The organism is Psychrobium sp. 1_MG-2023 (assembly GCF_030689115.1).
Classification (GTDB): domain Bacteria; phylum Pseudomonadota; class Gammaproteobacteria; order Enterobacterales; family Psychrobiaceae; genus Psychrobium.
The window spans coordinates 37,577-62,302 of the sequence record NZ_JAUYVJ010000005.1 but is presented as its reverse complement, the minus strand read 5'-3'; the positions used below and the strand labels follow the sequence as shown (position 1 = coordinate 62,302).

Below are 24,726 nucleotides of genomic sequence, written 5' to 3'. Positions count from 1 at the left end.
AATTTAGTTACTGCCACTTTGTGGAGGAGCAACAAAGTCTAGGTCATAGATTGATTCGTAGGTGTGTTCCGCTATTTCGTTAAGCTTATCTGTATCTATTGTTAAATCTGACAGTTTTCTCTTCAGTGAAGTATATTCATTTGGGCTAAGCCCAGCTAGGGCCGATATCTGCGTCCAAATATAAGCGAGTTCGTATTTTTCTGTTTGGTAAAAATGGGTAGCCAAACTAGCGAATAGGCTAGGATCAAGTGTTTCTAAATCGTCTTCTGTTAAGTATTTTAACGCCTTGTATTGCGCTTTAATTGCTTTCTTTTTATCGTGTTTTGTGTAATAGCTGGCAATCATCAACTGCAATTCTGTTGTTCTGAGCTTATTACGACGATCAAGTGATATTAATCTTTTAATCTTTGATTTATCACCAGTTTCAGCCCAATGGTAATACAAGAATTGTGGTAGGTTGCTATCGGAAGTCTGTCGCTCAATCTTTTCAATTTCTTCAAGTGTTTTTAAGAAAGTAGCAGGTTTAACCGCTGTCCTATCTTTGATCTGACGTCGTTTGATATTTGCCGCAATTTCAATACATTGGCTAAAGCTTTTCCAATCCTTAAGGCTTTGATACAAGTGTCGGTCACTGACACTACCTTCAACCTCTTTAGCTCGATTTCTAATGACTAAAGCGCGTTCGTTTTTACACCAACCTTCTGTTTTTATATCATTACAAATTTGTGGCTTGTCCTCACAGATGGCGTAAATAGTTTCCCCGCCAAAGTCACAGCCGCTCAAAATTAAAACGGCACAAAGAGGTAAAATGTTGCTTGCACGTGTACTCAAATTTCATTCCTGATTAAAAAATTACACTACGTCAAAAGCGTGATTTTAGTAGCATTTTTGTGGCTGCTGCTATAGAATGTCGCCGAAAATTAGTAGCGAGATCAGTAGCGATTTTATCATTGCTGGCCCGGTACTTAGCCATTTGTTGTATAGACAATGAAATGTTACATCGTTTATTACATGGGTGTGGTTTAACACTAATGTGTTAACTACAGACCACGGTATAAATGTTACTCTACCGTAAAACGGATTCGCTTTTCAAATTTAGCCTAATTAAGGAAGCTTAAATGAACCAAGATAAGTATTTAGACAGCTGGCAAGAACGTCAAGAACTTGCTGAAGCAATGCAACCATTGCTAGGTAAACTTTTTCGTCAACAAGGCGTTGAGATCACAGTTTATGGCCGTCCGCTACTAACAGCTACTACCATTGATATTATTAAAGCGCACCGTAATGTTCGTCAGCACATTGGTGAAAAGCTTCGTTTACGCGAAACTTTCCCTCTGTTAAAAGCGATTTCTGAAATGGAAATTGCTCACGGACGAATCGACTTAGGTAAGCTAGCGATTAAATATGCAGCTCAAAACGGTACGAACTACTCGTTAGTTGAAGAGTTCTTAAAAGAAGAGCTACAAGAGATTCACGCAGCTGAAGAGCAAGGTGAACCACGTGATGTAGTCCTTTACGGTTTCGGTCGTATCGGTCGCTTATTAGCTCGTTTATTAATTGAACGTAGTGGTAAAGCTAACTTCATGCGTTTACGCGCGATTGTTGTTCGTGGTAAAGGTGGCGATTTAGAAAAACGTGCAAGTTTACTACGTCGTGATTCTATTCATGGTCCATTTAATGGTTCAATTGAAGTGGATGAGTCAAATAACGCATTAATCGCTAATGGTAACTACATTCAAGTAATTTATGCAGACTCTCCAGACCAAGTTGATTACACTAAATATGGTATCAACAACGCATTAATCGTTGATAATACAGGTATCTGGTCAGATTCTGATGGTTTATCACAGCATCTTAAATCAGTCGGTAGCTCAAAAGTTTTATTAACAGCACCAGCTAAAGGTGAAATTGATAACATCGTTTACGGTGTAAATGAAGAAATGATTGGTGACGCACGCATCGTTAGTGCCGCAAGCTGTACTACCAACGCTATCACGCCAGTACTTAAAGCGGTTAATGATAAGTTTGGTATCACCAACGGCCATATTGAAACTGTTCACTCATACACTAATGACCAGAACTTAATTGATAACTACCATAAGTCTCCACGTCGTGGTCGTAGTGCACCATTAAACATGGTAATTACGTCGACTGGTGCAGCGAAAGCGGTATCAAAAGCACTTCCTGAATTAGCTGGAAAATTAACTGGTAATGCGATTCGTGTTCCTACGCCAAACGTTTCAATGGCGATTATGAACTTAAACCTTAAGCAAGGTACGACAACTGAAGAGTTAAACACTTACTTACGCGATATGGCATTGCATTCAGAGTTGCAAGATCAAATTGACTTTACAACGTCTAGCGAAATCGTTTCTACTGATTTAGTGGGTTCTCGTTACGCTGGTGTTGTTGATTCTAAAGCGACAATTACTAGTGATAACAGTTGTGTTCTTTATGTTTGGTACGATAATGAGTTCGGTTACAGCTGTCAGGTTGTTCGTGTAATGCGCAACATGCTTGGTTTAGATTACCCAACGTTACCTCGTGGTGAATAATTAATTGTCTATAAGATGAATAATTCGATAAAAAGCTCGGCACATGCCGAGCTTTTTTGTTTTCAATATCAATAAAATGTAGTGCATTTTAGTCGTTTTATTTAATATTTTTAATCAATTAGTTTATCTGCCTAAAGTCTAACCACTATCCACTGTACATCCGCTGTTGGTTCTGTATTATCGTTTGATATTAAAAATTCTAATTATTCAACAGGGGATAGATTATGCGTATTATCTTACTAGGCGCACCAGGCGCTGGTAAAGGAACCCAAGCTCAATTTTTAATGGATACTTTTGGTATCCCTCAAATCTCTACGGGCGATATGCTACGTGCTGCCGTGAAAGCTGAAACTCCACTAGGTTTAGAAGCAAAAAAAGTAATGGACGCAGGCCAGTTAGTTTCTGATGAGCTGATCATTGGGTTAGTTAAGGAACGTGTTGCTCAAGATGATTGCGAAAAAGGCTTTCTTTTAGATGGTTTCCCTCGCACAATCCCACAAGCTGATGCAATGAAAGAAAATGGTATTGTCGTTGACCACGTTGTAGAAATTGACGTTCCTGACGAAGATATCGTTAAGCGTATGAGCGGTCGTCGCGTACATGCTGGCTCTGGCCGTGTTTATCACGTTGTTTACAACCCACCTAAAGTTGAAAACAAAGATGACGTAACGGGTGATGACTTATCTATCCGTCCTGACGATGAAGAGTCTACTGTTCGTAAGCGTTTAGGTATCTATCATGACCAAACTAAACCTCTTGTTGAATACTACACAAAAGCAAGTGAGCAAGGTCTAAATAAATATCACAAACTTGATGGTACTAAAGAAGTTGCAACTGTAAGCGCTGAAATTAACACGCTTCTTGCATAAAGTTTACTCCACTCGAAAAGTTTTCTGACTTTTTCGAGCTAAACATCTAAAAACGCAGAATTTCTTCTGCGTTTTTTTATTCTTTGTTGATAGTTTTTTAGCCAAATTAACCTAAAAAAATGTCAATTGAGTGCAACCTGTCACATTTATTTGCTTGCAGTGCACAGCTGCTTCAAACATTGCGTTAAAATATCGCCCTTGAGCTACATCCCTTCCTTGGATGAGCGATACATAAATAGGCAAACGCATGAAATTTCCTGGTCAACGAAAAATTAAGCATTATTTTCCGGTGAGCACACGTAAAACACCTACGGATTTGGCGAAAAAACAAAAAATTGAAAGCCATATCTGTGGTATTGACCAGACATTAGTCGATATTGAAGCCCCTGTTGACGATGCTTTTTTAACAGCGTTTGATCTGATAAAAGGAACGTCTTGCCTTGTCGACGATCAGCAAGCTGAAGCAATTTATCATCGACTATTAGAAAGCGATGCTATCAGTCATGAATTTGCTGGCGGTACCATTGGTAATACACTTCATAATTTTTCCGTGTTATCAGATGACCGTAGTGTGTTGTTTGGTGTCATTAGTGACCCAATACGTGCAAAAGGTTACGCTTACAAATATTTATGCAATACGTCATCAAAAGTTGATTTGGACCTCCTACAGCCTGTCTCAGGCCCTATCGGTAGGTGTTTTACGTTGATCAGTGAAGATGGCGAACGAACGTTTGCATTTAATCGTGGCATGGCGAATGCGCTAACTCGTGACAATATTGATCACAATGTTATCGCTAAATCTTCTGCGTTGGTAATAAGCTCTTATTTAATGCGGGTAGGGGATGGCGATACTATCGATGATGCAACGATGCAAGCAGTTGCCTATGCTAATGAGCATTCGATACCTGTTGTTTTAAGTTTAGGTACAAAGCAAATTATTGCTCAGGACCCTCAATGGTGGTTAGATTTTATAAAATCAAATGTTACTGTTTTAGCAATGAATGAAGAAGAAGCAGAAACATTGACTGGTGAGTCTGATCCATTGTTAGCTAGCCAACAAGCGCTAAATGTAGCTGACTTAGTATTACTAACCGCAGGGCCCGATGGTTTATATTTATCTGGTTATACAGATTGTGAGCTAAAACGGACCACGACTAACCCATTAAAAACGGCAAGTCTTAGTGACTTTAACCAGTTTGAGTTTAGCCGAGCCATGCGTTTTGAAGATTGCCGTAAACCCATTATGGTTTTCTCCCACATTGAGCCCTATATGGGCGGTCCAGCAAAGATAAAGAATACTAATGGTGCTGGTGATGGCGCATTATCGGCATTGTTACATGATATGGCCGCAAACCACTATCACAGACAACATTTTCCTAACTCAAGTAAGCACTTAACGCCAGCATTAACTTACTCGTCGTTTGCACAGGTATGTAAATATTCAAATCGGGTTAGTTTTGAAATGCTTAATCAGCACTCCCCACGATTGTCTAAAGGCTTACCTGAAAAAGAAGATTCGCTTGAAGAAGCTTACTGGGAACAATAATACCCATTCCACTAGTTATCGGACTGCTTTTCGCGGTCTAAACGAATAATAGCAGCGTTATTTATTGTCTATGTAGAATAACTACATAGACAATAAATGCCTTAAGCGACAGGATGTCGGTCCTTAGGTTCTGTTTGAAAGTAGAAGCTGTACTGATCCGTTTAATCGAGTCACCACGTTAGGCGCTTCATTAGCAAAAAAGCCGCTTTAAAGCGGCTTTTTTGTAGCGTTCTAAAACGACTATTTAGTAACTGTCATTATGAACCGCAGCTATTGCTCGTCCTGATGGTTCATTCATGTTTTGGAAACTTTCGTCCCAGGCTAGTGCTTCGGGTGTAGAGCAGGCAACAGATTTCCCGCCAGGAACACATTTAGCAGCAGTTTCATTAGGGAAGTGACCTTCAAAGATACTACGGAATAAGTAACCTTCTTTGCTATCAGGTGTGTTATGTGGAAATTTAAATGCGGCATTCTCAAGTTGTAAGTCGGATACTTGAGTATCTGCATACGCTTTTAATTCATCAATCCATGAGTAGCCTACACCGTCAGAGAATTGCTCTTTTTGACGCCAAGCAACAGACTCCGGTAACATATCAGCAAAGGCTTCTCTTAAAATATGCTTTTCAATACGATCTTTTGTAATGAGTTTTGCATCAGGGTTTTGCGTCATAGCTGCATCAATAAACTCTTTGTCTAAAAATGGAACACGCGCTTCAACGCCCCATGCCGACATTGCTTTATTAGCACGAGCACAATCAAACATATGTAATTTGTTTAACTTACGCACTGTTTCTTCGTGAAACTCTTTAGCATTGGGCGCTTTGTGGAAATATAAGTACCCGCCGAGTAACTCATCTGAACCTTCCCCTGATAATACCATCTTAATTCCCATTGCTTTAATCTTACGTGCCATTAAATACATCGGGGTTGACGCACGAATGGTTGTTACATCGTATGTTTCTAGATGATAGATCACGTCTTTAATCGCATCTAACCCTTCACGGATAGTGAAATGTACAGGGTGATGAACAGTCCCTAAATGATCGGCAACTTTTTGTGCAGCAATAAGATCGGGTGATCCTTCTAAACCAACAGCGAAAGAGTGAAGTTGTGGCCACCATGCGTTGGATTGGTCATCATCTTCAACACGACGTTTAGCAAAAACATTGGTAATTGCCGAAATAACAGAACTATCCAATCCACCAGACAACAATACACCATAAGGAACGTCAGACATTAATTGGCGTTTAACCGAGTTTTCTAATGCAACTTTTAACGCGGCAGGGCTTGCGTCGTTGTTCTTTACATTGTTGTAATCAGACCAATCACGGTTGTAGTATTTAACGGGTTTTCCAATTTTACTATCTAAATAATGTCCCGGTGGAAACTCTTCAACGGTTTTACAAACAGGTACTAGTGCTTTCATTTCAGAAGCGACATAAAAGTTACCGTGTTCATCATAGCCCGTATACATTGGGATAATGCCCATGTGGTCACGACCAAGTAAGTAGCGATCTTGAGATTCGTCATAAAGGGCAAAAGCAAACATCCCATTGAGTTGATCTAAAAACTCATTTCCTTGCGCTTCGTAGAGTGCGAGTATAATTTCACAGTCAGATTTTGTTTGAAATTTGAAGTTAGGGTAGTCTTTTGCTAGTTCTTTATGATTGTATATTTCGCCATTGACCGCAAGAATATGATCTTGTTTTACGTTCAGTAATGGTTGTGCGCCATGATCAACGTCTACGATTGATAGACGCTCATGCGCTAAAATGGCACGCTCTGATGCATAGATTCCAGACCAGTCAGGGCCACGATGGCGCATTAACTTTGACATCTCTAATGCTGTTTCGCGTAGCTGTTGAGGGTCTGATTTCAAATCAAAAATAGAAAAAATAGAACACATTGGGTAAAACTCTCCTAAAAAACACGGTGTTTTGATATAGCAAAACGGTACGAGTGATAACTGAGTCATTCGTCAGTTATAATGTTGGCGGCTTTGTGAAGTGTGACCCTGAGTGTTAACACGCTAATCACTGTATACCAGTTGTAACTGGTATTAATTGTTTGTCACTCTTTGGTGAATGATCTGTTAAACAATCTTTTAATATTTTTTATTTAGACAACTTTATAGCTAATGCCTGATTTGTTGTCAACGCTATTTTAAACAGTTACAGTTAGACCATTGGCTATTTTACTTTTATGTGTGGTTTTTATGTACAAATTCAGTCTTTTTGCACTGTTTTTCATGTTTTTTTTATCTAGTTCAGCTCAATCTGTCGCTCAGGAACAATCGGCCGTTTTATCAATCAAGCCAGTTGAAATGGCATGTAAAGAGCTTAGTCAAGAGACACTGGAGGAAATGGGGATAAGTTTGCTAAGTTGGCGCTCAGAACGATTTAATAGTGACGGTAGCTTTAATATTGAAGGCTATTGGCGAACAAAACAGGGCAACTATATTGTGGAATGTGAGTTACCATTTGGTCAGTCTATCGACCTTATTTCATATAAGTTAATAAGAGAGAATGTGGCTGAACATTAAAAAGAGGGTAAGAAAAAGCCCCGAAATACGGGGCTCTTTACAAAATGTAGCAACGGTTAGTCAACCGCATGTCCAGATGGTGATAAAATGAGACCATCGAGTTTAGCTTGGTGGGACTGTCCGTTGGTTACCATCGCTAAGCGCGATTGACAGAACCAGTTTACTACTAATGGATATATTCGGTGCTCTTGTTCATGAACACGCATGGCGAGATCATCACTAGTGTCTTCAGGGAATACAGGTACTTTTGCTTGTAAAATAACTGGACCACCATCCAGTTCTTCAGTTACAAAATGCACACTGACGCCATGTTCACTGTCACCTGCATCAATAGCCCGTTGATGTGTATTTAACCCTTGATACTTTGGTAACAATGAAGGGTGAATGTTTAACATTCTCCCTTGATAATGTGTCACAAAAGCGGGTGTTAAAATACGCATAAAGCCAGCAAGAACGACTAAATCTGGTTGATATTGGTCAATGACTTTAATTAATTCTAGGTCATAGTCTTCGCGGCTATCAAATTTCTTATGGTCAAGTACGCTACTGGCAATATTGCTATTACTTGCACGCTCTAATCCATAAACATCAGGTCGGTTCGATACGACACCAGCAACTTCGCCAGAGATAGTGTTATTTTCACAAGCGTCAATGATCGCTTGTAGATTACTACCATTGCCAGAAATTAATACTACAATCTTCTTGCTCATGTTTTGCCTTAACTGCAATTGGTTTAAGAGATACTTACTTGCTCTTCGTCGCCTTGACGTTCTGCAATGTTACCAATGTGCCAAGCGTTTTCACCTAGCTCTTTAAACTGTGCAAGTGCACCGGCTAAATCTGCTTGTGGTACAACTAAAATCATACCTACGCCACAGTTGAACGTACGGTACATTTCATAAGTATCAATGTTGCCATGCTGTTGTAACCAGTTGAAGATTTCAGGCCATTGCCAGCTATTACCATCGATATCTGCTTTTAATGTCTCAGGTAAAACGCGTGGGATATTTTCCCAAAAACCACCACCAGTAATATGAGATAACGCATGTACGTTATGCTTAGCAATCACTTCAAGACAGTTTTTAACATAAATACGAGTAGGTTCTAATAAGTGATCGGCAATCGATTTGTCACCTAAAAGTTGCTCAGGATCTTGATTGCTTACTTCTAAAACTTTACGAATTAAAGAAAAGCCATTTGAGTGTGGGCCTGAAGATGCTAGGGCGATTAATGCATCACCTGAAGCAACTTTAGTTCCATCGATAACATCTTCTTTTTCGACAACGCCAACACAAAAGCCTGCCATGTCGTAATCATCGCCGTGATACATACCTGGCATTTCAGCAGTCTCACCACCAATTAGAGCACAACCAGATAATTCACACCCTTTACCAATACCAGAAACCACTTGAGTTGCAACATCAACATCAAGTTTTGCTGTGGCGAAGTAGTCTAAGAAAAATAGAGGCTCAGCACCTTGTACTATTAAGTCGTTAACACACATGCCAACTAAATCGATACCAACACTTTCGTGGCGTTTTAAATCGATCGCTAAACGTAATTTAGTGCCTACACCATCAGTACCAGATACAAGCACAGGGTTCTTGTATTTAGTTGGTAATTGGCACAATGCACCAAAACCACCGATATTACCCATTACTTCAGGACGGTGCGTGCGTTTTACGACACTTTTAATGTTATCTACAAGTGCATTACCTGCATCAATATCAACACCAGCGTCTTTATAACTTAGAGATTTAGAATTGCTCACGAGAACCTTCAATTTAATTACATGAAAAATTTTTGCGTATTTTAGCCTAATGTCGAGTTAGAAAACATCGAAAAGTGAGATTTATTTCACTATTTTTTATCTAATGTGACTGGAAATGTTGATCCATCACTCATTGATTGGTTTTTTATACGTTGTTACTAGCGTAATTTTGATTAAGCAACAGTACATTTTTTTGTATTAGACTAGTTAAGTAATAAGTTATTATAGCTAAGTTATTTAACTCCATAATTGTTTTTTTATTTTAAGGATATGCTAATATTTATGGCCATCTCGATTGTTAATGTAAAGATTACTTCTGTGAAAAAGATTCCCCACTTGATTTATTGCTTTGTTTTATTTATTTGCCTTACTAGTTCGATTCAAGTGATGGCCAAGCAAGTTGACAATTTGTATCGTGCTCAAACTGAGGTAGTCAATCAATCTTCCAAAGTTCGTAATGAAGCCATTAAACGTCTATTCGCAGCTGTACTGATTAAAGTATCTGGGAAAAGTGCGGTAATGGATAATGTTAAAGTAATGGAGGCGGCATCCAATGCACAACGCTTCTTGACAGACTTTAACTACCTTCGCGACGGTTCTCGTTTACTGTTACGTGTTTCGTTCAATGAGACAGTGATCGATGATTTATTAAAGTCAAATGGTGTTTCGATTTGGGGAAGTCAGCGCCCGAGTGTAATGTTGTGGCTGGCTTATGAAAATGAAAACCAACGACGCCAAATAGTTAGTGAATCAGACGCAACAGTATTAGAGCGATTAATAAAAGAACAATCGCAACAACGTGGTTTGCCTTTATTATTACCACTTTGGGATTTAGACGATCAGATGCAGTTATCCACTACCGATATTTGGGCTCTGTTTGGCGACAAAGTTGCACAAGTTAACCAACGCTATGCGTCTAATTACATGATTCTATCTCGTATTGGAGCTCAAGGCTTATTCAAACGTCTCGATTGGGCAATTTATAAAGTAGCAACGAACGGATCTAACCAGTTCGATAGTGGTATGACTCAGAAGATTGTTGGCTCAGGATCAGAAGAGGTTGAGAGTATCGAGCAGGCGATGAGGGTACTTGTAAACCAAAGTACCGATTTTTTCGCATCTCAATATAGCGTAGACACCACTGAGGAGCAGGGCAAACTAGAATTTGTCGTGAATAATATTGAATCCTTGGAACAGTTTGTTGGCGTGACTAACTACCTTAACGCAATAAAAGCTGTTGAATCAGTCAATTTAGTCAGTTCAATTGGCTCACGTTACACTTTCAGTGTTAGGTTTTTAGGTAATAAGCTCTCATTGATTGATGGTATTGCTCTAGAACAAAAGCTGATTGTGCAACCAATGTTTACTAGTGAGCAAAATGTTTACATGTGGCATCGTTAATTGGTTATTTAAGTTTAATAAATCAACATTTAAATGATGTTAGGCTAATCGGTGTTGCTTGCCTATTTATCGCAATGGTAAACTATGTATCGTAATTTCTTATAAAGAGTACCAAGCTTGTCAAACCCTAGGCAACTGTCATTACCGGTGTATTTACCAGATGATGAAACATTTAGCAGTTTTTATCCGGCTAATAACGAAGAGTTATTAGGCACCGTCTCAAAAATATTTGATGATGAAGACTGTCATTTCGTCTATCTGTGGGGGGCACCTAAATCAGGTAAAACTCATTTATTACATGCCTGTTGTGCCCAAGCACAAGCCTTAGGACACAGCACCTTCTATATCCCATTTGAAATGTATGCTTCGATGAGTGATGCAGTTCTAGAAGACTTACATAATCTTCCTCTTATTTGCCTTGATAATATTGATTTGGTCGCAGGGAACCCTCTCTGGGAAGAAGCGCTGTTTGATTTGTATAATCGTGTCAAAGAATCCGGTGGCAAACTTATCGCAAGTGCAACCAATTCTCCTAATCAAAACGGTTTTAAATTACCCGACTTAGTTTCACGTCTTAGCTGGGGCTTGAGCTATCAAGTTCATTCAATGTCTGATCAAGATAAATTGGCCGCGATGCAGCAGCGTGCTGAGTCTAGGGGCTTAGTCTTAGCTGATGATGTTGGCAAGTATTTATTTAACCGGCTAGACCGTGATTTACGAACTTTATTTGACACTCTTGATCGTTTAGATAAAGCTTCAATGCAGGCGCAACGTAAGTTGACGATTCCTTTTATTAAAGAAATCTTAAAACTGTAAACAGTGAGTGCGTTTAACAGGCATTGTAAGTCTGATAATGCCCTCAAAAATAAGGGCATTCAGTTCAGAGGTTGAACATTATTTTTGCTGTTCAGCCTCTTTTTCTTTCTCTTTTCTAATACTTAATCCGAGTTCCTGTCCCCTAAACTTAGCAAAGTAAGAACAACCGACAAACATCATGAATGCTAGAATGAGCTCGATGACGACATAGAGTCGCTCATCGGGACGGTCCCAAATAAGCGTCAGTCCATGTAACATGTAGAGTAAAACGATAAAGTTAGACCAAGCATAGGTATATGGTTGGCGTTTTAAAATTCCCCACATAGGCAATAATAACGGACCAACGGTAAGTAGCAGAGTGGTAAATTTACTCATTTCTGAAGGGACTAATACGACATGCCATAGCGGTAAAAACATGAGTAGGCCAAAGTAGCCTGTCTGCCCCAACACCAAAAAGCGCTTAGTTTTCTCGCGCATTGCTTTCTCGCGCACTACACTTTCTTGCATTAAATAATGTCCAGTACTTGTTCTGGTGGGCGGCCAATGGCGGCTTTATCCCCATTGACAACAATCGGGCGCTCAATAAGCTTTGGGGTTTGTGCCATTGCTTCAATCAATTGTTGAGCCGTTACATCCGTATTTCCTAGGGCTTGTTCTTTATAATCAGCTTCTTTGACACGCATCATTTCTCGGGGGCAATTGACACCAAGTTTTGTAATTAATGCTTCTATTTCAACTACAGATAAGGGTTGTTTAAGATATTCAACAACTGTTGGAGTGATATTATTATCTTGGAGTAATTGTAACGTTTGGCGGCTTTTAGAGCAGCGGGGATTATGATAAATAGTAATAGCAGACATTAGCGTATCCATTGACTGAAAAGGGGTACTATACCATTATTCATATCTTATGAGGACACCTTGCTTAAATTACTTCATATTCTGAGAGGTAAACTTGCAGGCCCAAGGGGGGAACCTGCAAGTTGCGTAAAAACTAGATTTTAAGACTTTTTAGCTCATCGCGCATTTGACGAAATTGTTTTATCCTCGCCTCAATTCTAGCTTGAGTTATCGGCTCATCGACGATGAGGTTGTGTGCTTTATAAAGCTCTTTCAATGCTTTTTCATAATTGCCATACAATGAAATTTGCTCGGCTCGTGCAATTGAGCGTTTGATTGGTTGATTGGCTTTCTGATGAATCTGCTGTAGTAGCCCCCATGCCATGACATTTTGCGGGTTGGTCAGTAGTAAGTCATCGATAACTTCAGCTGCTTTATCAAATTTTTCTAATGATTTTAAAACCGTAGCATAATTTAATGCGATAACTTGGCTATTGGGCATAATGTCATTATAAAAAGCTAGGACCTCTGCTGCTTTTTGTGGCTGACCTAACGCGAGATAAATATCCGAAAGGGTATCAATATAAAACAAGTTAGCATTATCTGAAGCTCGTAGTTTTTTAATAATAGCCAGCGACTGTTCGACTTTGTTTTGTTTTAGGAGTAATAGTGCCTTTCCATATTGTTGTGCAGCCAGAAGAGTCGGGCTTGTTTTAGTATCCATTCGGTTTAATTCATCTTCGATGATTGTTTCATCTTTAGCGGTGAAGCGAACAAGAATTCGAGCCTTGGCAAGGTGAAATGATAAACTTTGTGCGACCCTTACTGGATTGTAGCCTTGTGCACGCACGCGTGTTTCAGAAATACGTTGCTCTGTGACGGGGTGACTCCTCAACATAGGTGGTATTTTTGAAGAGTAACGATATTGTTGTGCCATTTTGCTGAAAAATGAGGAAGCACTATTTGGATTGAAATTTGAGCGAGCCATTAATTCAATACCAATCCGATCGGCTTCACGTTCATTACTACGGGTATAATTAATCGATAATTGTTGAGACATGGCCAGCGAAGCTTGTACACCAGCAATGCCAGCGTCACCAGCACCAGCCATGACCAACGCTAAAGAACCTAACAGTGCGGCCATTGTTGCAGGACTATTTTTTGCTCTTTCTTCTATAGAGCGAGCAAGGTGACGCTGGGTAACGTGTGTAATTTCATGGCTCAGGACAGACGCTAACTCACTTTCATTATCAGCAAGTAATAATAAACCGGTGTGAATCCCAACATTACCACCAAAAAATGCAAACGCATTGATGGCATTATTTTGGACCATGAAAAAATTAAAAGGTGTTTTAACGTCGTTTGCTTGCGAGACTAATTTTAGGCCAATATCGTTGATGTATTCATCAATTAAAGGATCATGAACGATGGGAAGCTTACCTCGCATCATCATCATATAAGCATTGCCTACACGAATCTCTTTCTCAATTGACAATGTGGAAGCTGCAGCAGTTCCTAGCTCAGGTAGCTTATTACTGATGTTGTTATTGATAGGGGCGGCAACCGAAGCTTGAGAGGCGATCGCAGCACCTATAAGTAGGGAGATAAGTGACTTGTTTAACCGTTTCAATTTGTTTCCTTTAAATCACATTGAGCTTTTGTTCTTTACGAGTAATAATGGCATAAATTTATAAAGAGTTCTGCGCATTGATTACTTTAGATTTTACAGCGTTTCGCTGCCCGGTACCTTTAGTTCAAACCAAGTTATATCTAAAGCAGGCTAAGGCACGAGATAGTTTCGAAATCCTATTGTGTGACCCTGGTTCAGTAGTAGATGTTCCCAAGCTTTTAAAAAAATTGGGCCATCAGGTTGTACTTAGTGAAATAACCGATGATAATGTTTCAAAATATCAGGTAATTATAAAAGATTAAAGGAAACATTTATGCTTGAATTGTTGAGTAGTTGGTATAAAAAAAGGTTTTCTGACCCACATGCAGTGACTTTAGTGTTTATTTTAGTCGCGCTGAGCTTTCTGATTTACTTTTTCGCAAATATTTTAATGCCGCTATTGGTGGCCATTGTTGTTGCTTATTTATTGGAACGTCCAGTCGTTGCTTTAACTAAACTAAATATTCCCCGAACCCTTGCGGTAGTGATAACACTGACTGTAACGGCATTGATATGTCTATTACTTTTTTTTGGGGTTCTGCCAAGCGTGTGGCAGCAGGTCATCACACTAACGACTGAATTACCTGACATGCTCGCCAAAGGACAACAGTTCTTAATGGCACTGCCTGACAAGTACCCAGACTATGTTAGTGCTGCGCAAATCCAAGGTGTCACAGACAATATTAAAGCCTACCTGATTAGTCTTGGTGAAGGGATAGTTTCGCAGTCATTCAAATCATTGGTTAACTTAGTTGCTTTGATGATTTATGTTATTTTAGTGCCATTATTAATCTTTTTCTTCTTAAAAGATAAACGTCAGTTGATTGACCATGCCACGCGCTTTATTCCAAACAATCGCCGTTTGGCAGCCCAAGTATGGTCAGAGATGAATGTTCAAATCATCAACTATATTCGTGGCAAAGTCATAGAGATCGTTATTGTCGGTGGTGTTAGTTATATTGCATTTTCAATCCTTGGTTTAGCTTACGCTACATTACTTGCCGTACTTGTGGGACTTTCTGTATTAATTCCTTTCATTGGCGCGGCTATTGTCACTGTGCCAGTTTGCCTTGTTGGGTTATTTCAATGGGGATTTACAGCACCATTTGGATATTTGATGTTGTGTTATGCCATCATTCAAGCTCTTGATGGTAACTTATTGGTGCCACTATTATTTAGTGAAGCTGTCAATCTACATCCTACTTCTATCATTGTGGCAGTGCTATTATTTGGAGGCATGTGGGGGTTCTGGGGAGTGTTTTTTGCTATTCCTTTAGCCACCTTAGTCAAAGCAGTCATCAACGCAATGTCCAAGCATGGACCTCCTGAAGAGAAAATTCTGCCGACAAGTTAAATCGCACTCCCCAGTTATTAAAAAGCCAGCTTTTAAGCTGGCTTTTTACTGCAAGTCTTAACTTAAATCTAGCTAGTAGGTTTAAAGCTATAGCGTCTAATTTGAATGACCATACCAAAGTTGGGATGATCAAAATAATGGACTTCTTTTGATTTGACCTTACGATGCTGCTTCAGTCTATGATTTAATAACCAAGGTACCTGTTCAAGCTCTACGGGAGCATCGACAACTGTCTGCGTTGCCTGTAGGTTGTTAGAGCTTTGCTCTACTCGTTGACGCTTTATGTTAGTATCATTCGCTAGCGTCGTGCCTTGGCTCTTTTTAATCTCGCTATCAATTACCTGTGTTGTCTCTTTTTCAACATTTTTATCAGCAGAAGCTTGGGTTAGTGGTTTAAGTTTTGCCTTATTGGCTTTAGTGACCAGCGAAGTTGATTTCTGTTGTTGATCATTAGCATGAGGAGGCGCTGTTTGCGGTAGCGCTATATTACCAAGATTGAGCTGAGCTAATTTCGCTAATGGTAGCGACTGGCTCAATTGATCCATCATACCTAATGTTAAGACTTCCGGTTTATCAATCGGCTGTGGTTGTGCAATAGGGCGCATAATTTGACCCGGGGTACGCAAATCAAGATCCGTTTCGATAAATAAATAATGATTGAGGTAAATTTTTAGTAAACCTTCTAACTCCCAAAGCTGGGCTGTTGATGGTTGATTAGACTCTAGCTCTGAAATGATAGCGGCTAAGTCAGTTGATAATGGCTGTTGCGGCTGAGTTGGAGTAATGCTCGTGACATGGCTCCCATCATGATTATATTGTTCAGACCAGTCTTTACCGCCAAATAAGTGCAAAGGTACAGCTAAATGTCTAGCTTTAACAGGCTGACGCCAACCGGTATGAAGTATGGGGGTCAGTTGTTTTTGCCAACGCATTTTCTTCACTAGTCTTGATAGCCTCAACATATCTGCTGTTAGTAGATATGGGGATGTTTGAGTTTGAGGTAACGCTTGTGCAGCCACTTCAATTGGTGTTTGTTTTATTTCCGATAAATGAGCAGTCGCTCGATAAGTCTGACCATTTTGCGTGAACTGTTCTGGATAAGGGATAAAAACGCTAGGATCATGCAAGCTAATTTCTTTCGAGATCTCTTGCTCGGTTGTTTGTGATTGTTCCTCAACCATCTCTTGATCTGGCTTGTTACTCGTTAATGCATCAAAAGGGCTCGTAAGAAGATCGGTCAAGGTACCCGCTTGCTGCTGTTCAAGCTCGGCAAGCCGTTGTTGCTTAATTTGGTAGGCTTGAGATAGCAGTGTTTCATCAGGTGCGATACATTCTACATTGTTATCATCGACTATGTCTGTTGTAGACAGCGAGGGACTCTCTGTCGCCAATGCTACCTTTGGCAATTCTTCGCTAAGTAAACTTGCTTGTCTTAACTCAAACCGCTCAAATTGACTAAGCGTCGGGCAGGGTAACGCCGCTCCTATTAAATGCTGTTGCTGTAGTCGAATTTGACGTTGGTTAGAAAAATCAACTGATGTCGGCTCGAATTGTTCTGTGGTCACTTCGCCATGACGTTTGAATAGAATCAACTCAATCTCAAACCAACGGTCTGCTGCATCTGCTACACCTGAAAATATCGCCGCTGATAACGCGAGTGAGACAGTTGTTGGGGTAAATTTCACCTTAATTCTCCGTTTGATGTTTTTCAAACTCATCTAGCATGGCATTAACCAGGCTTAAGCGGTCTGCTGGGGTGTCTGTTTTGATTAAAAATTTAAGTTTATTGCTGCCGTCTAATTTATAGATGGATGGCTGTTGTTGAAGAAGGGTCAACAGATAACCAAGATCGACTTTAGAACGGTTGCTAAATACTATTTGGCCACCATTAATACCAGCCTCCAAACGATCGATGCCAAGGGCACAAATGCGTTGTTTAATTCGGGTGATAACAAATAGATTCTTAGCTGCGTCAGGAAGAAGGCCAAAACGATCAATGAGTTCTACTTGTAGCGCATCGAGTTGTTTTTGGTTACGACAGTTAGCAACCCTTTTGTATAAGGACAATCTCGTATTAACATCAAAAATATAATCATCTGGTAATAACGCAGCTATTTTCAGGTCGACGTCACCGCCTTGTGGCAATAAATTATCTAAGGCGGGAGTTTCACCGTTCTTTAACGCGTTTGTTGCACCGTCAAGCATTTCCATATATAAACTAAAGCCAATGGTTTGAATCTGACCGCTTTGGTCATCCCCTAACAATTCACCAGCCCCACGAATTTCTAGATCGTGAGTTGCTAATACAAAACCTGCACCAAGGTCAGTTAATGACTCAATAGCTTCTAACCGTTTGATAGCATCTTTACTTAGATTCTTCTGATTTGGAGTCAATAAGTACGCGTATGCTTGATGGTGTGAGCGCCCGACACGGCCACGCAGCTGGTGCAGTTGAGCCAAGCCAAACTTATCCGCGCGATTGATAATAATAGTATTTGCACTAGGGATATCGATACCAGTTTCAATAATGGTTGAACATAATAAGACATTGTATCGCTGATGATAGAAATCGCTCATGACCTTTTCCAGTTCACGCTCGCGCATTTGCCCATGAGCAATACCAATTCGTGCTTCTGGCAATAACTGTTCGAGGTCTTGTGCCATATCTTCAATTTTATCAACATCATTATGTAAAAAATATACCTGACCACCACGCATGATCTCACGTCGAACTGCTTCTTTTACGATCGCTTCATCGTACTCGCGAACAAAGGTATTAACTGATAGACGTCTTGAGGGCGGTGTCGCGATAATTGATAAGTCACGCATACCACTCATCGCCATATTCAGTGTTCGAGGAATAGGGGTCGCGGTCATGGTTAAAATGTCAATATCAGCGCGAAGTGCTTTAATTTTTTCTTTTTGGCGGACACCGAACCTATGTTCTTCATCAACAATCAATAAACCTAGATCCGCAAATTTAATGTCACCTTGAATCAGTTTATGCGTACCGATAATGATATCAATTTTTCCATCTGCTAACTCGTCGATGGTTTGTTGCTGCTGTTTTGCACTGCGAAAACGCGATAATTGTTCAACTTTTATTGCTGTATTTGCGAATCGGTCTCTGAAGTTTTCAAAGTGTTGTTGCGCTAATAAGGTCGTCGGAACTAAGATAGCGACTTGTTTTGCGTCATTAACGGCGACAAATGCCGCACGCATTGCTACTTCTGTCTTACCAAAACCAACATCACCGCAAACTAACCTGTCCATGGCCGTTGGCTTTTGCATGTCATTGACTACATGCAAAATAGCATTTTGTTGATCGACCGTTTCTTCGAATGGGAAACCTGCAGAAAATTGATTGTATTCATCATGATTAAGGTTAAACTTATAACCCTTCTTTGCAGCACGCTGGGCATAAATATCGAGAAGCTCTGCGGCAACATCACGCACTTTTTCTGCAGCTTTTCGTTTAGCTTTGGTCCATTTATCACTTCCTAAATGATGTAGGGGGGCAGAGTCTTCACTCGCTCCACTGTATCTAGAGATCAAATTTAATGATGATACAGGCACATAAAGTTTTGCTTCACTAGCATATTCTAATGTTACGTACTCAACATTGATGCCACCGTTTTCAATGTAAGTTAACCCTTGGTATCGACCAACGCCGTGATCGTAATGAACAACAGGTTGGCCAATAGATAGCTCGGCTAGACTGCGAACAATCGCCTCACTTGAAATGGTCTGCGCTTTTTCACGACGACGTCGCTGTGAAACCTGAATACCGAATAATTCACTCTCACAAATCAAAGATAGGGCAAGAGTTGGCAGTTTTACGCTGTTCTCTAAAGGCGATACAACAATAGCTAGTTTTTGCTTGATAGCGTGGATAAAACTATCACAAACGATCGGTTTTATTTTATCTTTAGCCAACAACTCCAGCAGTGCTTGACTCCGACCAAGAGACTCTACACAGAATATAATCTGGTGGTCTTGATGTTGTGTTAAATATTGGAGTAAATCAGCGGTTGGATGGTCTAGTTGGTGATTGACAGCAATACCCGTGATGTCATGGGCGTTAATATTGAATTTTCCAGCCTTTTCTTCCACTGGCTGTTGGGTAAAGTCGATCCGATGAAATGTCTTAAGTTGACTAAATGTTTGTTCGACTCGATTAAAAAGGTCCTCTGGAGCAAGAATCGGACGTTGTCGATCGTATCGACGTTCTTCGTATCGAGCAGCAACGTCATTCCAATATTCATTAGCTGATTGATGTATATCACCAACACTCAACAGCTGTGTGTTTTGTGGTAAATAATCAAATAAACTATCACAGGCAGCAAAAAACAAAGGTAAGTAATACTCGATCCCAGCTGGTAGCACCCGTTTTGAGACTTGTTGATAAATTGATTCTGCTTCATTTGACGCACTAAATTTGTCTCGCCAATTACTTCTAAACTGCTCAATTGCAAGTTTTGTTGTTGGAAACTCATGGGCAGGTAAAATACGGATTTGGCTAACTTTGTCTTTTGAGCGCTGAGTTTCTGGGTCAAAAAAGGCAATAGAGTCTATTTCATCATCAATGTAATCGATACGGTAAGGTTGGTTACTACCCATTGGATAAATATCAAGGATTGATCCTCGTTGGCTGTATTCACCATGCGCTAAAACTTGATGAACGTTTTGATAACCCGCCATTTCAAGTTGAGACTTAAATTGAGCGGCGTCATGTTGTTGATCAACCGAAAGCAAAATAGTGTTGCCTTGTAAATATTGCTTTGGTGCGAGTTTAGCCATCGTTGTAGCTATAGGGACGATTAAAATACCGTTGGTCATAGACGGCAGACGATACAAGGTCTCTAGTCGCTGAGAGATAATATCTTGATGAGGAGAGAAGTTATCATACGGTAAGGTTTCCCAATCAGGGAATAACAAAACCGGGAGTCCGTGTTCTTGCCCTAAAAAAGACAGTTCTGTTTCTAATTTGAGGGCTGTGCTGGTATCGCTACAAATTAATACATTAAGACCGTCATGTTGCTGCGCAGCCTCTATCATTGCAAGAGGTAGTGCACTACCACGAAGGTTTGCTAGCGTAATATTATTATCTGAGAGCGACGGAATCGTATTGAGTAATTGTGTTGATAATGGCATTAATAATTTACTTTAATTTTTGGTGGTTAGTATACCGAGTTTATAACTAAATTGCAGTGAGCCTTGGTAGTTTATAGTTATGCATTGACCAAATAGACTACCGCATATGCTAAATGCAGATTACTGAATCTTCTATGAATCAGTTTGTTTTTTCCGCTTAGCCGCACGTTGTTTTAATTGGTTTGACTGAATATTTAATGAGGTACGCACCAGTTGTTCTTGATCGTCATTTCGGATAAGCGCAAACTCTGTTTCGATGAGGTAACTGTTGCTTTGCTTGTCACAGGCACTAACTCGGCCTAGACAGAAAATGGCACAATTATTTTCTTTAATAAATATTTTTAATTGAACAAGGCATCCGATCTCTAATGCCTCTGGTGCGTTATAGCTCAATTTGCTACCACCAAAACTGTGCCCAAGATGTTTATTATCATCACCATCAGCCATGGTCAGCACGTAGCTCATCATTAAATCAATTTTCTGTGACTGTAAGCGAAGAAAATCAACAAGGTCATGAGAAGTTTCACTTAGTTGCCTTAAAGGTTTAACGGCTGCAGACTCTAATTGATTGATTTGTGACGCTAATTTGAATGGCGCGGGCATATCAGCCTCAAACTCCTCTTGTGTCGGAACCTTAGCGTGAGGTGCTAAGGGGACTGCGCTAACATCAAAAGGGTGGTTTATTGAAAAAAAGTGCTGTTCGTCACTCACGGTAATTCCTTCACAAATAAGCAATACTATTTGGCACCATAGGTTAAGCAGGTTGCAAATGCTTAATTATGGTTACAAAATTTTGCTTGGGTTATCGAGCCATTCACTTTAAGATCAGGTCGAATACGTTAATCTTGCTAATATACCAAGATTTAGGGAGGGTACAAGAATAAAAGTTGGCATTTCCCCCTAAATCAATTATTTTAAGCGCCTTGAAATATACTATTACTAACTTATTGTTTTATTGTCATTTGCTCAGTGGTAACGAAACAATTGAGGGATTCAATTGAACTTAATTTCCTTATCTATCGCTTCCCGCTACGCCAAGTCCCGTAGTGGCAGTCGTTTCTTAAACTTCATTACTTTGTTTTCTGTTGGTGGTATCGCTTTAGGTGTGGCTGCTTTAATTGTTGTGTTAAGTGTGATGAACGGCTTTGAAAGGCAGCTTGAACAACGCATTTTAGGGGCCGTGCCACATTTGATTGTAGAGAAGCGACAAAGCTATCAACAATGGAATAATCTTGTTGATTCACTCGAGAAGCAACAAGAGATTATCGGTGTCAGCCCAATTAATGTTTCTAAAGCGATGTTGCAAGGAACTAGACATATTCAAGCGGTGATGTTGCAAGGTATTGAGCCTGATATAGCTAAGAAACACAATCCAATTAGCGAGCATATTCGCTACGGTGACATTTCAAGTCTCACACCAGGTGATTATAATATCATTCTAGGTTCAGCACTTGCCGCAAAACTTGATTTGAACTTAGGTGATAAGGTGAGGGTACTGTCGGCTGAAAGAAGTGTATATACGCCTTTAGGTCGTATGCCCAACCAGCGTAACTTTACTTTGAGTGCTGTTTTTGAGATGCAATCTGAAGCGGATATGTCGGTTGCTTTAATTAATATCGTTGATGCCGCTAAATTATTACGACATCCCTCTGACAGTGTCGGTGGCTTACGCTTATTTCTTGATAATGCCTTGCAAAGTGATGGGGTTGCTCAGAAGATTCGAGCGGATATTCTCGGTGACGATGATACTGTTACCATCACAAGTTGGCGTCAACAGTACGGTGAACTTTTCGCTGCTGTCACCATGGAAAAAAACATGATGCGATTAATGCTTAGCTTAATAGTAGCTGTGGCAGCGTTTAATATTGTTTCTGCATTAGTTATTTTGGTGACAGAGAAACAAACTGACATTGCGATCTTATCGACCTTGGGTTTAAACAAACGACACATCTCAATGATCTTTATTGCCCAAGGAACGATGAATGGAATAATAGGAACAATTGTCGGCTTAATCCTTGGGTTCATTTTACTCTTTACTATTAATGATATTCTAAACTTATTAGGGCTTGGCGGAGCGATTAACCCTGTTGATCCTTCAGCTGGCCTACCACTTATTGTCGATCCACTTCAAATTATACAACTCGTTATTGTGACTTTAGCGATGACCTTTATCGCAACGCTTTACCCATCATACAAAGCTGGAACAATTAATCCCGCTGAGGCTTTAAAACATGAATAATAAATTACTTACTTGCCAAGGCATTGTTAAAACTTATCAAGATGGTGACAATTCAATTAATGTATTGAATAAACTTGATCTTAGTTTATCTTCACATGAGTTACTCGCTATCACGGGGAGCTCGGGCTCAGGTAAGTCGACATTGCTACATATTCTCGGGACATTAGATAAACCGACCAAAGGAAATGTATTATTCAATGGGCAGGATATTCATCAATTGTCAGCAACAAAGCAGGCACAATTTAGGAATGAAAAGCTTGGATTTATTTATCAGTTTCATCATTTATTGGCTGAATTTAGCGCATTAGAAAATGTAATGATGCCGCTGCTTATAGCTGGGGTCTCTGAAAAAAAAGCGAAACAGCAAGCGTTAGCAATGATTGAGCAAGTCGGGCTAAAAGATCGTGCTAATCACCAACCATCGATGCTATCTGGTGGCGAGCGTCAACGAATTGCGATTAGCCGTGCTTTGGTTAATCGTCCTGCATTAGTGTTGGCAGATGAACCGACGGGCAACTTAGATAGCGAGAATGCACACACTATTTTTGAATTGCTTAAACAATTGAGGGATAGTCAGGGAACCAGTTTTGTTGTCGTTACACACGACCAAATGCTTGCGAGACGTTTAGATCGTGTGGTTAATCTCAGTGCTGGTGTATTAAAAGCTGACAGTGCAGAAGCTACCAATAACTCTAATGCAAAGGTTGTCTAATGTCAGCTAATAATCTTTCAGCTAAAATTGGATTACGATTTTTAACCGCTAAATCAGCGAATGGTTTTATCTCATTTATATCGCTTTCTGCGATGCTCGGAATTTCTGTAGGCATTACAGTATTACTGGTTATTATGTCTGCAATGAATGGCTTTGAGCGAGAGCTAAAAGATAAGTTACTAGGGGTCGTTCCCCATGGTGAAATTTCAATGATCAATAAGCCTATTGCTAATTGGCAAGGGCTCGCTGAACAGGCAACAAAAATGCCAGGGGTTATCAGTGCAGCTCCTTTAATAACAACCAGTGGTCTTATTTTACAAGGGAATGACCTTAGTGCACTCAAACTAGATGGTGTGATACCGTCAGTAGAGCAATCATTTTTAAATAATGCCAATTATGTCAGCAATGCGTCGTGGCAAGGACTAGAATCACAACGCGGCAGTATTATTCTCGGACAAGGTATTATTGATGATCTTGAACTGACTATCGGCGAACAGATTAATATCTTAATCCCGCAGCCATCATCTAATGGGCGCTTTAAGGCTCCGTCCTCCGTCTCATTTACCTTGATTGGGGCATTTAGGTTTGGTGGTCAACTTGACTACTCGCAAGCGTACATTCACCTTGATGACGCCCGAGAGCTCAATGCGATGACACATGGGGTGAGTCACATACGGTTTAAGTTTGATGATGCCTTTAATGCGCCAATAATCATTAGAAACTTAGCCAATCAAATTCAGCAGTATGTCTATCTCAGTGACTGGACGAGGCAACATGGTCACCTCTATAGTGATATTCAGTTGGTCAAAGTAATTACTTATATTGTCTTAGTGTTGGTCATTGCAGTTGCAAGTTTTAATATTGTATCTACCTTGGTTATGTCGGTAAAAGATAAAGAAAGTGAAATTGCGATTCTACTAACCATGGGGTTAACTCAAGGCAAAGTTAAATCAATATTTATCGTTCAAGGGATGATCAACTCAACACTTGGCTGTTTACTTGGCGGGATTGTAGGGATTATTCTTGCTAAAAATCTTTCCTCATTGGTTCAATGGATAGAGCAGAGTTTAAACTTCAAGGTGCTAGCCTCTGATATCTACTTTATTGATACATTACCCTCGGCTTTCCATTGGTCTGATTTATTACTATTAGTTGGTTCTACGCTTGTGATTAGCCTGATTGCCACATTGTATCCAGCAATACAAGCAAGCAAAATTCAACCCGCTGTCGTTCTTGGCCAGTAACCGGTGTATTAAATA

21 protein-coding genes are annotated in these 24,726 nt (G+C 40.0%); 11 read left to right on the top strand and 10 right to left on the bottom strand.

Translation table 11 applies throughout. The features are described from left to right. Positions 1-3: 3 nt before the first annotated feature. Positions 4-831: a DUF2989 domain-containing protein gene (locus Q8W26_RS03985; protein ID WP_101215084.1), complete on the bottom strand. Its 828-nt coding sequence runs from the start codon at positions 829-831 to the stop codon at positions 4-6. Between the two features lie 287 nt (positions 832-1,118). On the opposite strand from Q8W26_RS03985, the gene Q8W26_RS03980 reads away from it, so the two are divergent. From Q8W26_RS03980 to Q8W26_RS03970, 3 genes are all read left to right on the top strand, one after another. Next, on the top strand, positions 1,119-2,555 hold the full coding sequence (locus Q8W26_RS03980) for a glyceraldehyde-3-phosphate dehydrogenase (protein WP_101215083.1): 1,437 nt from the start codon (positions 1,119-1,121) through the stop codon (positions 2,553-2,555). A 224-nt stretch (positions 2,556-2,779) separates the two neighbouring features. Continuing rightward, positions 2,780-3,424: an adenylate kinase gene (adk, locus tag Q8W26_RS03975; protein ID WP_101215082.1), complete on the top strand. Its 645-nt coding sequence runs from the start codon at positions 2,780-2,782 to the stop codon at positions 3,422-3,424. Positions 3,425-3,671: 247 nt separating this feature from the next. Then, positions 3,672-4,970, top strand: a complete 1,299-nt coding sequence (locus tag Q8W26_RS03970; RefSeq protein ID WP_101215081.1) for an inosine/guanosine kinase — start codon at positions 3,672-3,674, stop codon at positions 4,968-4,970. A 244-nt stretch (positions 4,971-5,214) separates the two neighbouring features. Here Q8W26_RS03970 and asnB read toward each other — a convergent pair whose 3' ends face one another. Continuing rightward, positions 5,215-6,876, bottom strand: a complete 1,662-nt coding sequence (gene asnB, locus Q8W26_RS03965) for an asparagine synthase B (RefSeq protein WP_101215080.1) — start codon at positions 6,874-6,876, stop codon at positions 5,215-5,217. A 342-nt stretch (positions 6,877-7,218) separates the two neighbouring features. Between asnB and Q8W26_RS03960 the strand changes: the two genes are divergently transcribed. Beyond that, positions 7,219-7,512 (top strand): hypothetical protein, encoded by a 294-nt coding sequence (locus tag Q8W26_RS03960; RefSeq protein WP_305472347.1) that lies wholly within the window; start codon positions 7,219-7,221, stop codon positions 7,510-7,512. Positions 7,513-7,568: 56 nt separating this feature from the next. Here Q8W26_RS03960 and purN read toward each other — a convergent pair whose 3' ends face one another. Both purN and purM read right to left on the bottom strand, forming a co-directional pair. Further along, positions 7,569-8,222: a phosphoribosylglycinamide formyltransferase gene (gene purN, locus Q8W26_RS03955; RefSeq protein ID WP_101215078.1), complete on the bottom strand. Its 654-nt coding sequence runs from the start codon at positions 8,220-8,222 to the stop codon at positions 7,569-7,571. A 23-nt stretch (positions 8,223-8,245) separates the two neighbouring features. Continuing rightward, positions 8,246-9,283: a phosphoribosylformylglycinamidine cyclo-ligase gene (gene purM, locus Q8W26_RS03950; RefSeq protein WP_101215077.1), complete on the bottom strand. Its 1,038-nt coding sequence runs from the start codon at positions 9,281-9,283 to the stop codon at positions 8,246-8,248. A gap of 318 nt (positions 9,284-9,601) precedes the next feature. Between purM and Q8W26_RS03945 the strand changes: the two genes are divergently transcribed. Together Q8W26_RS03945 and hda are read left to right on the top strand one after the other, a co-directional pair. Continuing rightward, positions 9,602-10,684 carry a DUF2066 domain-containing protein gene (locus tag Q8W26_RS03945; protein WP_305472344.1) on the top strand — a complete coding sequence of 361 codons (1,083 nt, stop codon included), beginning with the start codon at positions 9,602-9,604 and terminating at the stop codon, positions 10,682-10,684. Between the two features lie 117 nt (positions 10,685-10,801). Continuing rightward, positions 10,802-11,500 (top strand): DnaA inactivator Hda, encoded by a 699-nt coding sequence (gene hda, locus Q8W26_RS03940; protein WP_101215075.1) that lies wholly within the window; start codon positions 10,802-10,804, stop codon positions 11,498-11,500. A 78-nt stretch (positions 11,501-11,578) separates the two neighbouring features. Here hda and Q8W26_RS03935 read toward each other — a convergent pair whose 3' ends face one another. The 3 genes from Q8W26_RS03935 to Q8W26_RS03925 all read right to left on the bottom strand — a co-directional run bounded on the left by Q8W26_RS03935 (position 11,579) and on the right by Q8W26_RS03925 (position 13,969). Continuing rightward, positions 11,579-12,007, bottom strand: coding sequence for a DUF2069 domain-containing protein (locus tag Q8W26_RS03935; RefSeq protein WP_305472342.1), 429 nt, complete (start codon positions 12,005-12,007; stop codon positions 11,579-11,581). Continuing rightward, positions 12,007-12,360 (bottom strand): arsenate reductase (glutaredoxin), encoded by a 354-nt coding sequence (arsC, locus tag Q8W26_RS03930; protein WP_101215074.1) that lies wholly within the window; start codon positions 12,358-12,360, stop codon positions 12,007-12,009. Before arsC ends, Q8W26_RS03935 begins: the two co-directional genes overlap by 1 nt. Positions 12,361-12,493: 133 nt before the next feature. Further along, on the bottom strand, positions 12,494-13,969 hold the full coding sequence (locus tag Q8W26_RS03925; protein ID WP_101215073.1) for a M48 family metalloprotease: 1,476 nt from the start codon (positions 13,967-13,969) through the stop codon (positions 12,494-12,496). A 77-nt stretch (positions 13,970-14,046) separates the two neighbouring features. Here Q8W26_RS03925 and Q8W26_RS03920 point away from each other — a divergent pair, with 77 nt between their 5' ends. Together Q8W26_RS03920 and Q8W26_RS03915 are read left to right on the top strand one after the other, a co-directional pair. Further along, on the top strand, positions 14,047-14,271 hold the full coding sequence (locus tag Q8W26_RS03920; protein WP_101215072.1) for a sulfurtransferase TusA family protein: 225 nt from the start codon (positions 14,047-14,049) through the stop codon (positions 14,269-14,271). 11 nt (positions 14,272-14,282) lie between these two features. Further along, positions 14,283-15,362 carry an AI-2E family transporter gene (locus tag Q8W26_RS03915; RefSeq protein ID WP_101215071.1) on the top strand — a complete coding sequence of 360 codons (1,080 nt, stop codon included), beginning with the start codon at positions 14,283-14,285 and terminating at the stop codon, positions 15,360-15,362. 68 nt (positions 15,363-15,430) lie between these two features. Here the strand turns inward: Q8W26_RS03915 and Q8W26_RS03910 are convergent, their stop codons facing one another. The 3 genes from Q8W26_RS03910 to Q8W26_RS03900 all read right to left on the bottom strand — a co-directional run bounded on the left by Q8W26_RS03910 (position 15,431) and on the right by Q8W26_RS03900 (position 21,227). Then, complete coding sequence (locus Q8W26_RS03910; RefSeq protein WP_305472338.1) at positions 15,431-17,047, bottom strand: CsiV family protein; 1,617 nt, start codon at positions 17,045-17,047, stop codon at positions 15,431-15,433. Position 17,048: 1 nt separating this feature from the next. Beyond that, the gene (gene mfd / locus Q8W26_RS03905; RefSeq protein ID WP_101215069.1) at positions 17,049-20,516 is read right to left on the bottom strand and encodes a transcription-repair coupling factor; all 3,468 of its coding nucleotides are present in this window, start codon (positions 20,514-20,516) and stop codon (positions 17,049-17,051) included. 132 nt (positions 20,517-20,648) lie between these two features. After that, on the bottom strand, positions 20,649-21,227 hold the full coding sequence (locus Q8W26_RS03900) for a PilZ domain-containing protein (RefSeq protein ID WP_101215068.1): 579 nt from the start codon (positions 21,225-21,227) through the stop codon (positions 20,649-20,651). 286 nt (positions 21,228-21,513) lie between these two features. Here Q8W26_RS03900 and Q8W26_RS03895 point away from each other — a divergent pair, with 286 nt between their 5' ends. From Q8W26_RS03895 to lolE, 3 genes are read left to right on the top strand one after another with little or no spacing between them, the layout of a single operon-like run. Next, positions 21,514-22,755 carry a lipoprotein-releasing ABC transporter permease subunit gene (locus tag Q8W26_RS03895; RefSeq protein ID WP_305472334.1) on the top strand — a complete coding sequence of 414 codons (1,242 nt, stop codon included), beginning with the start codon at positions 21,514-21,516 and terminating at the stop codon, positions 22,753-22,755. Next, on the top strand, positions 22,748-23,467 hold the full coding sequence (gene lolD, locus Q8W26_RS03890; protein WP_101215066.1) for a lipoprotein-releasing ABC transporter ATP-binding protein LolD: 720 nt from the start codon (positions 22,748-22,750) through the stop codon (positions 23,465-23,467). The genes Q8W26_RS03895 and lolD overlap by 8 nt, the downstream gene beginning before the upstream one ends. Next, a complete protein-coding gene (lolE, locus tag Q8W26_RS03885; protein WP_101215065.1) occupies positions 23,467-24,711 on the top strand; it encodes a lipoprotein-releasing ABC transporter permease subunit LolE in 1,245 nt (414 codons plus the stop codon). Before lolD ends, lolE begins: the two co-directional genes overlap by 1 nt. Positions 24,712-24,726 lie beyond the last annotated feature (15 nt).

Coding starts and splice junctions, on each gene's coding strand:
- lolE (WP_101215065.1), top strand. CDS start 23,467: ATGTCAGCTAATAATCTTTCAGCTAAAATTGGATTACGATTTTTAACC.
- Q8W26_RS03960 (WP_305472347.1), top strand. CDS start 7,219: ATGTTTTTTTTATCTAGTTCAGCTCAATCTGTCGCTCAGGAACAATCG.
- adk (WP_101215082.1), top strand. CDS start 2,780: ATGCGTATTATCTTACTAGGCGCACCAGGCGCTGGTAAAGGAACCCAA.
- asnB (WP_101215080.1), bottom strand. CDS start 6,876: ATGTGTTCTATTTTTTCTATTTTTGATTTGAAATCAGACCCTCAACAG.
- arsC (WP_101215074.1), bottom strand. CDS start 12,360: ATGTCTGCTATTACTATTTATCATAATCCCCGCTGCTCTAAAAGCCGC.
- mfd (WP_101215069.1), bottom strand. CDS start 20,516: ATGCCATTATCAACACAATTACTCAATACGATTCCGTCGCTCTCAGAT.
- Q8W26_RS03970 (WP_101215081.1), top strand. CDS start 3,672: ATGAAATTTCCTGGTCAACGAAAAATTAAGCATTATTTTCCGGTGAGC.
- lolD (WP_101215066.1), top strand. CDS start 22,748: ATGAATAATAAATTACTTACTTGCCAAGGCATTGTTAAAACTTATCAA.
- purN (WP_101215078.1), bottom strand. CDS start 8,222: ATGAGCAAGAAGATTGTAGTATTAATTTCTGGCAATGGTAGTAATCTA.
- Q8W26_RS03915 (WP_101215071.1), top strand. CDS start 14,283: ATGCTTGAATTGTTGAGTAGTTGGTATAAAAAAAGGTTTTCTGACCCA.
- Q8W26_RS03980 (WP_101215083.1), top strand. CDS start 1,119: ATGAACCAAGATAAGTATTTAGACAGCTGGCAAGAACGTCAAGAACTT.
- Q8W26_RS03935 (WP_305472342.1), bottom strand. CDS start 12,007: ATGCAAGAAAGTGTAGTGCGCGAGAAAGCAATGCGCGAGAAAACTAAG.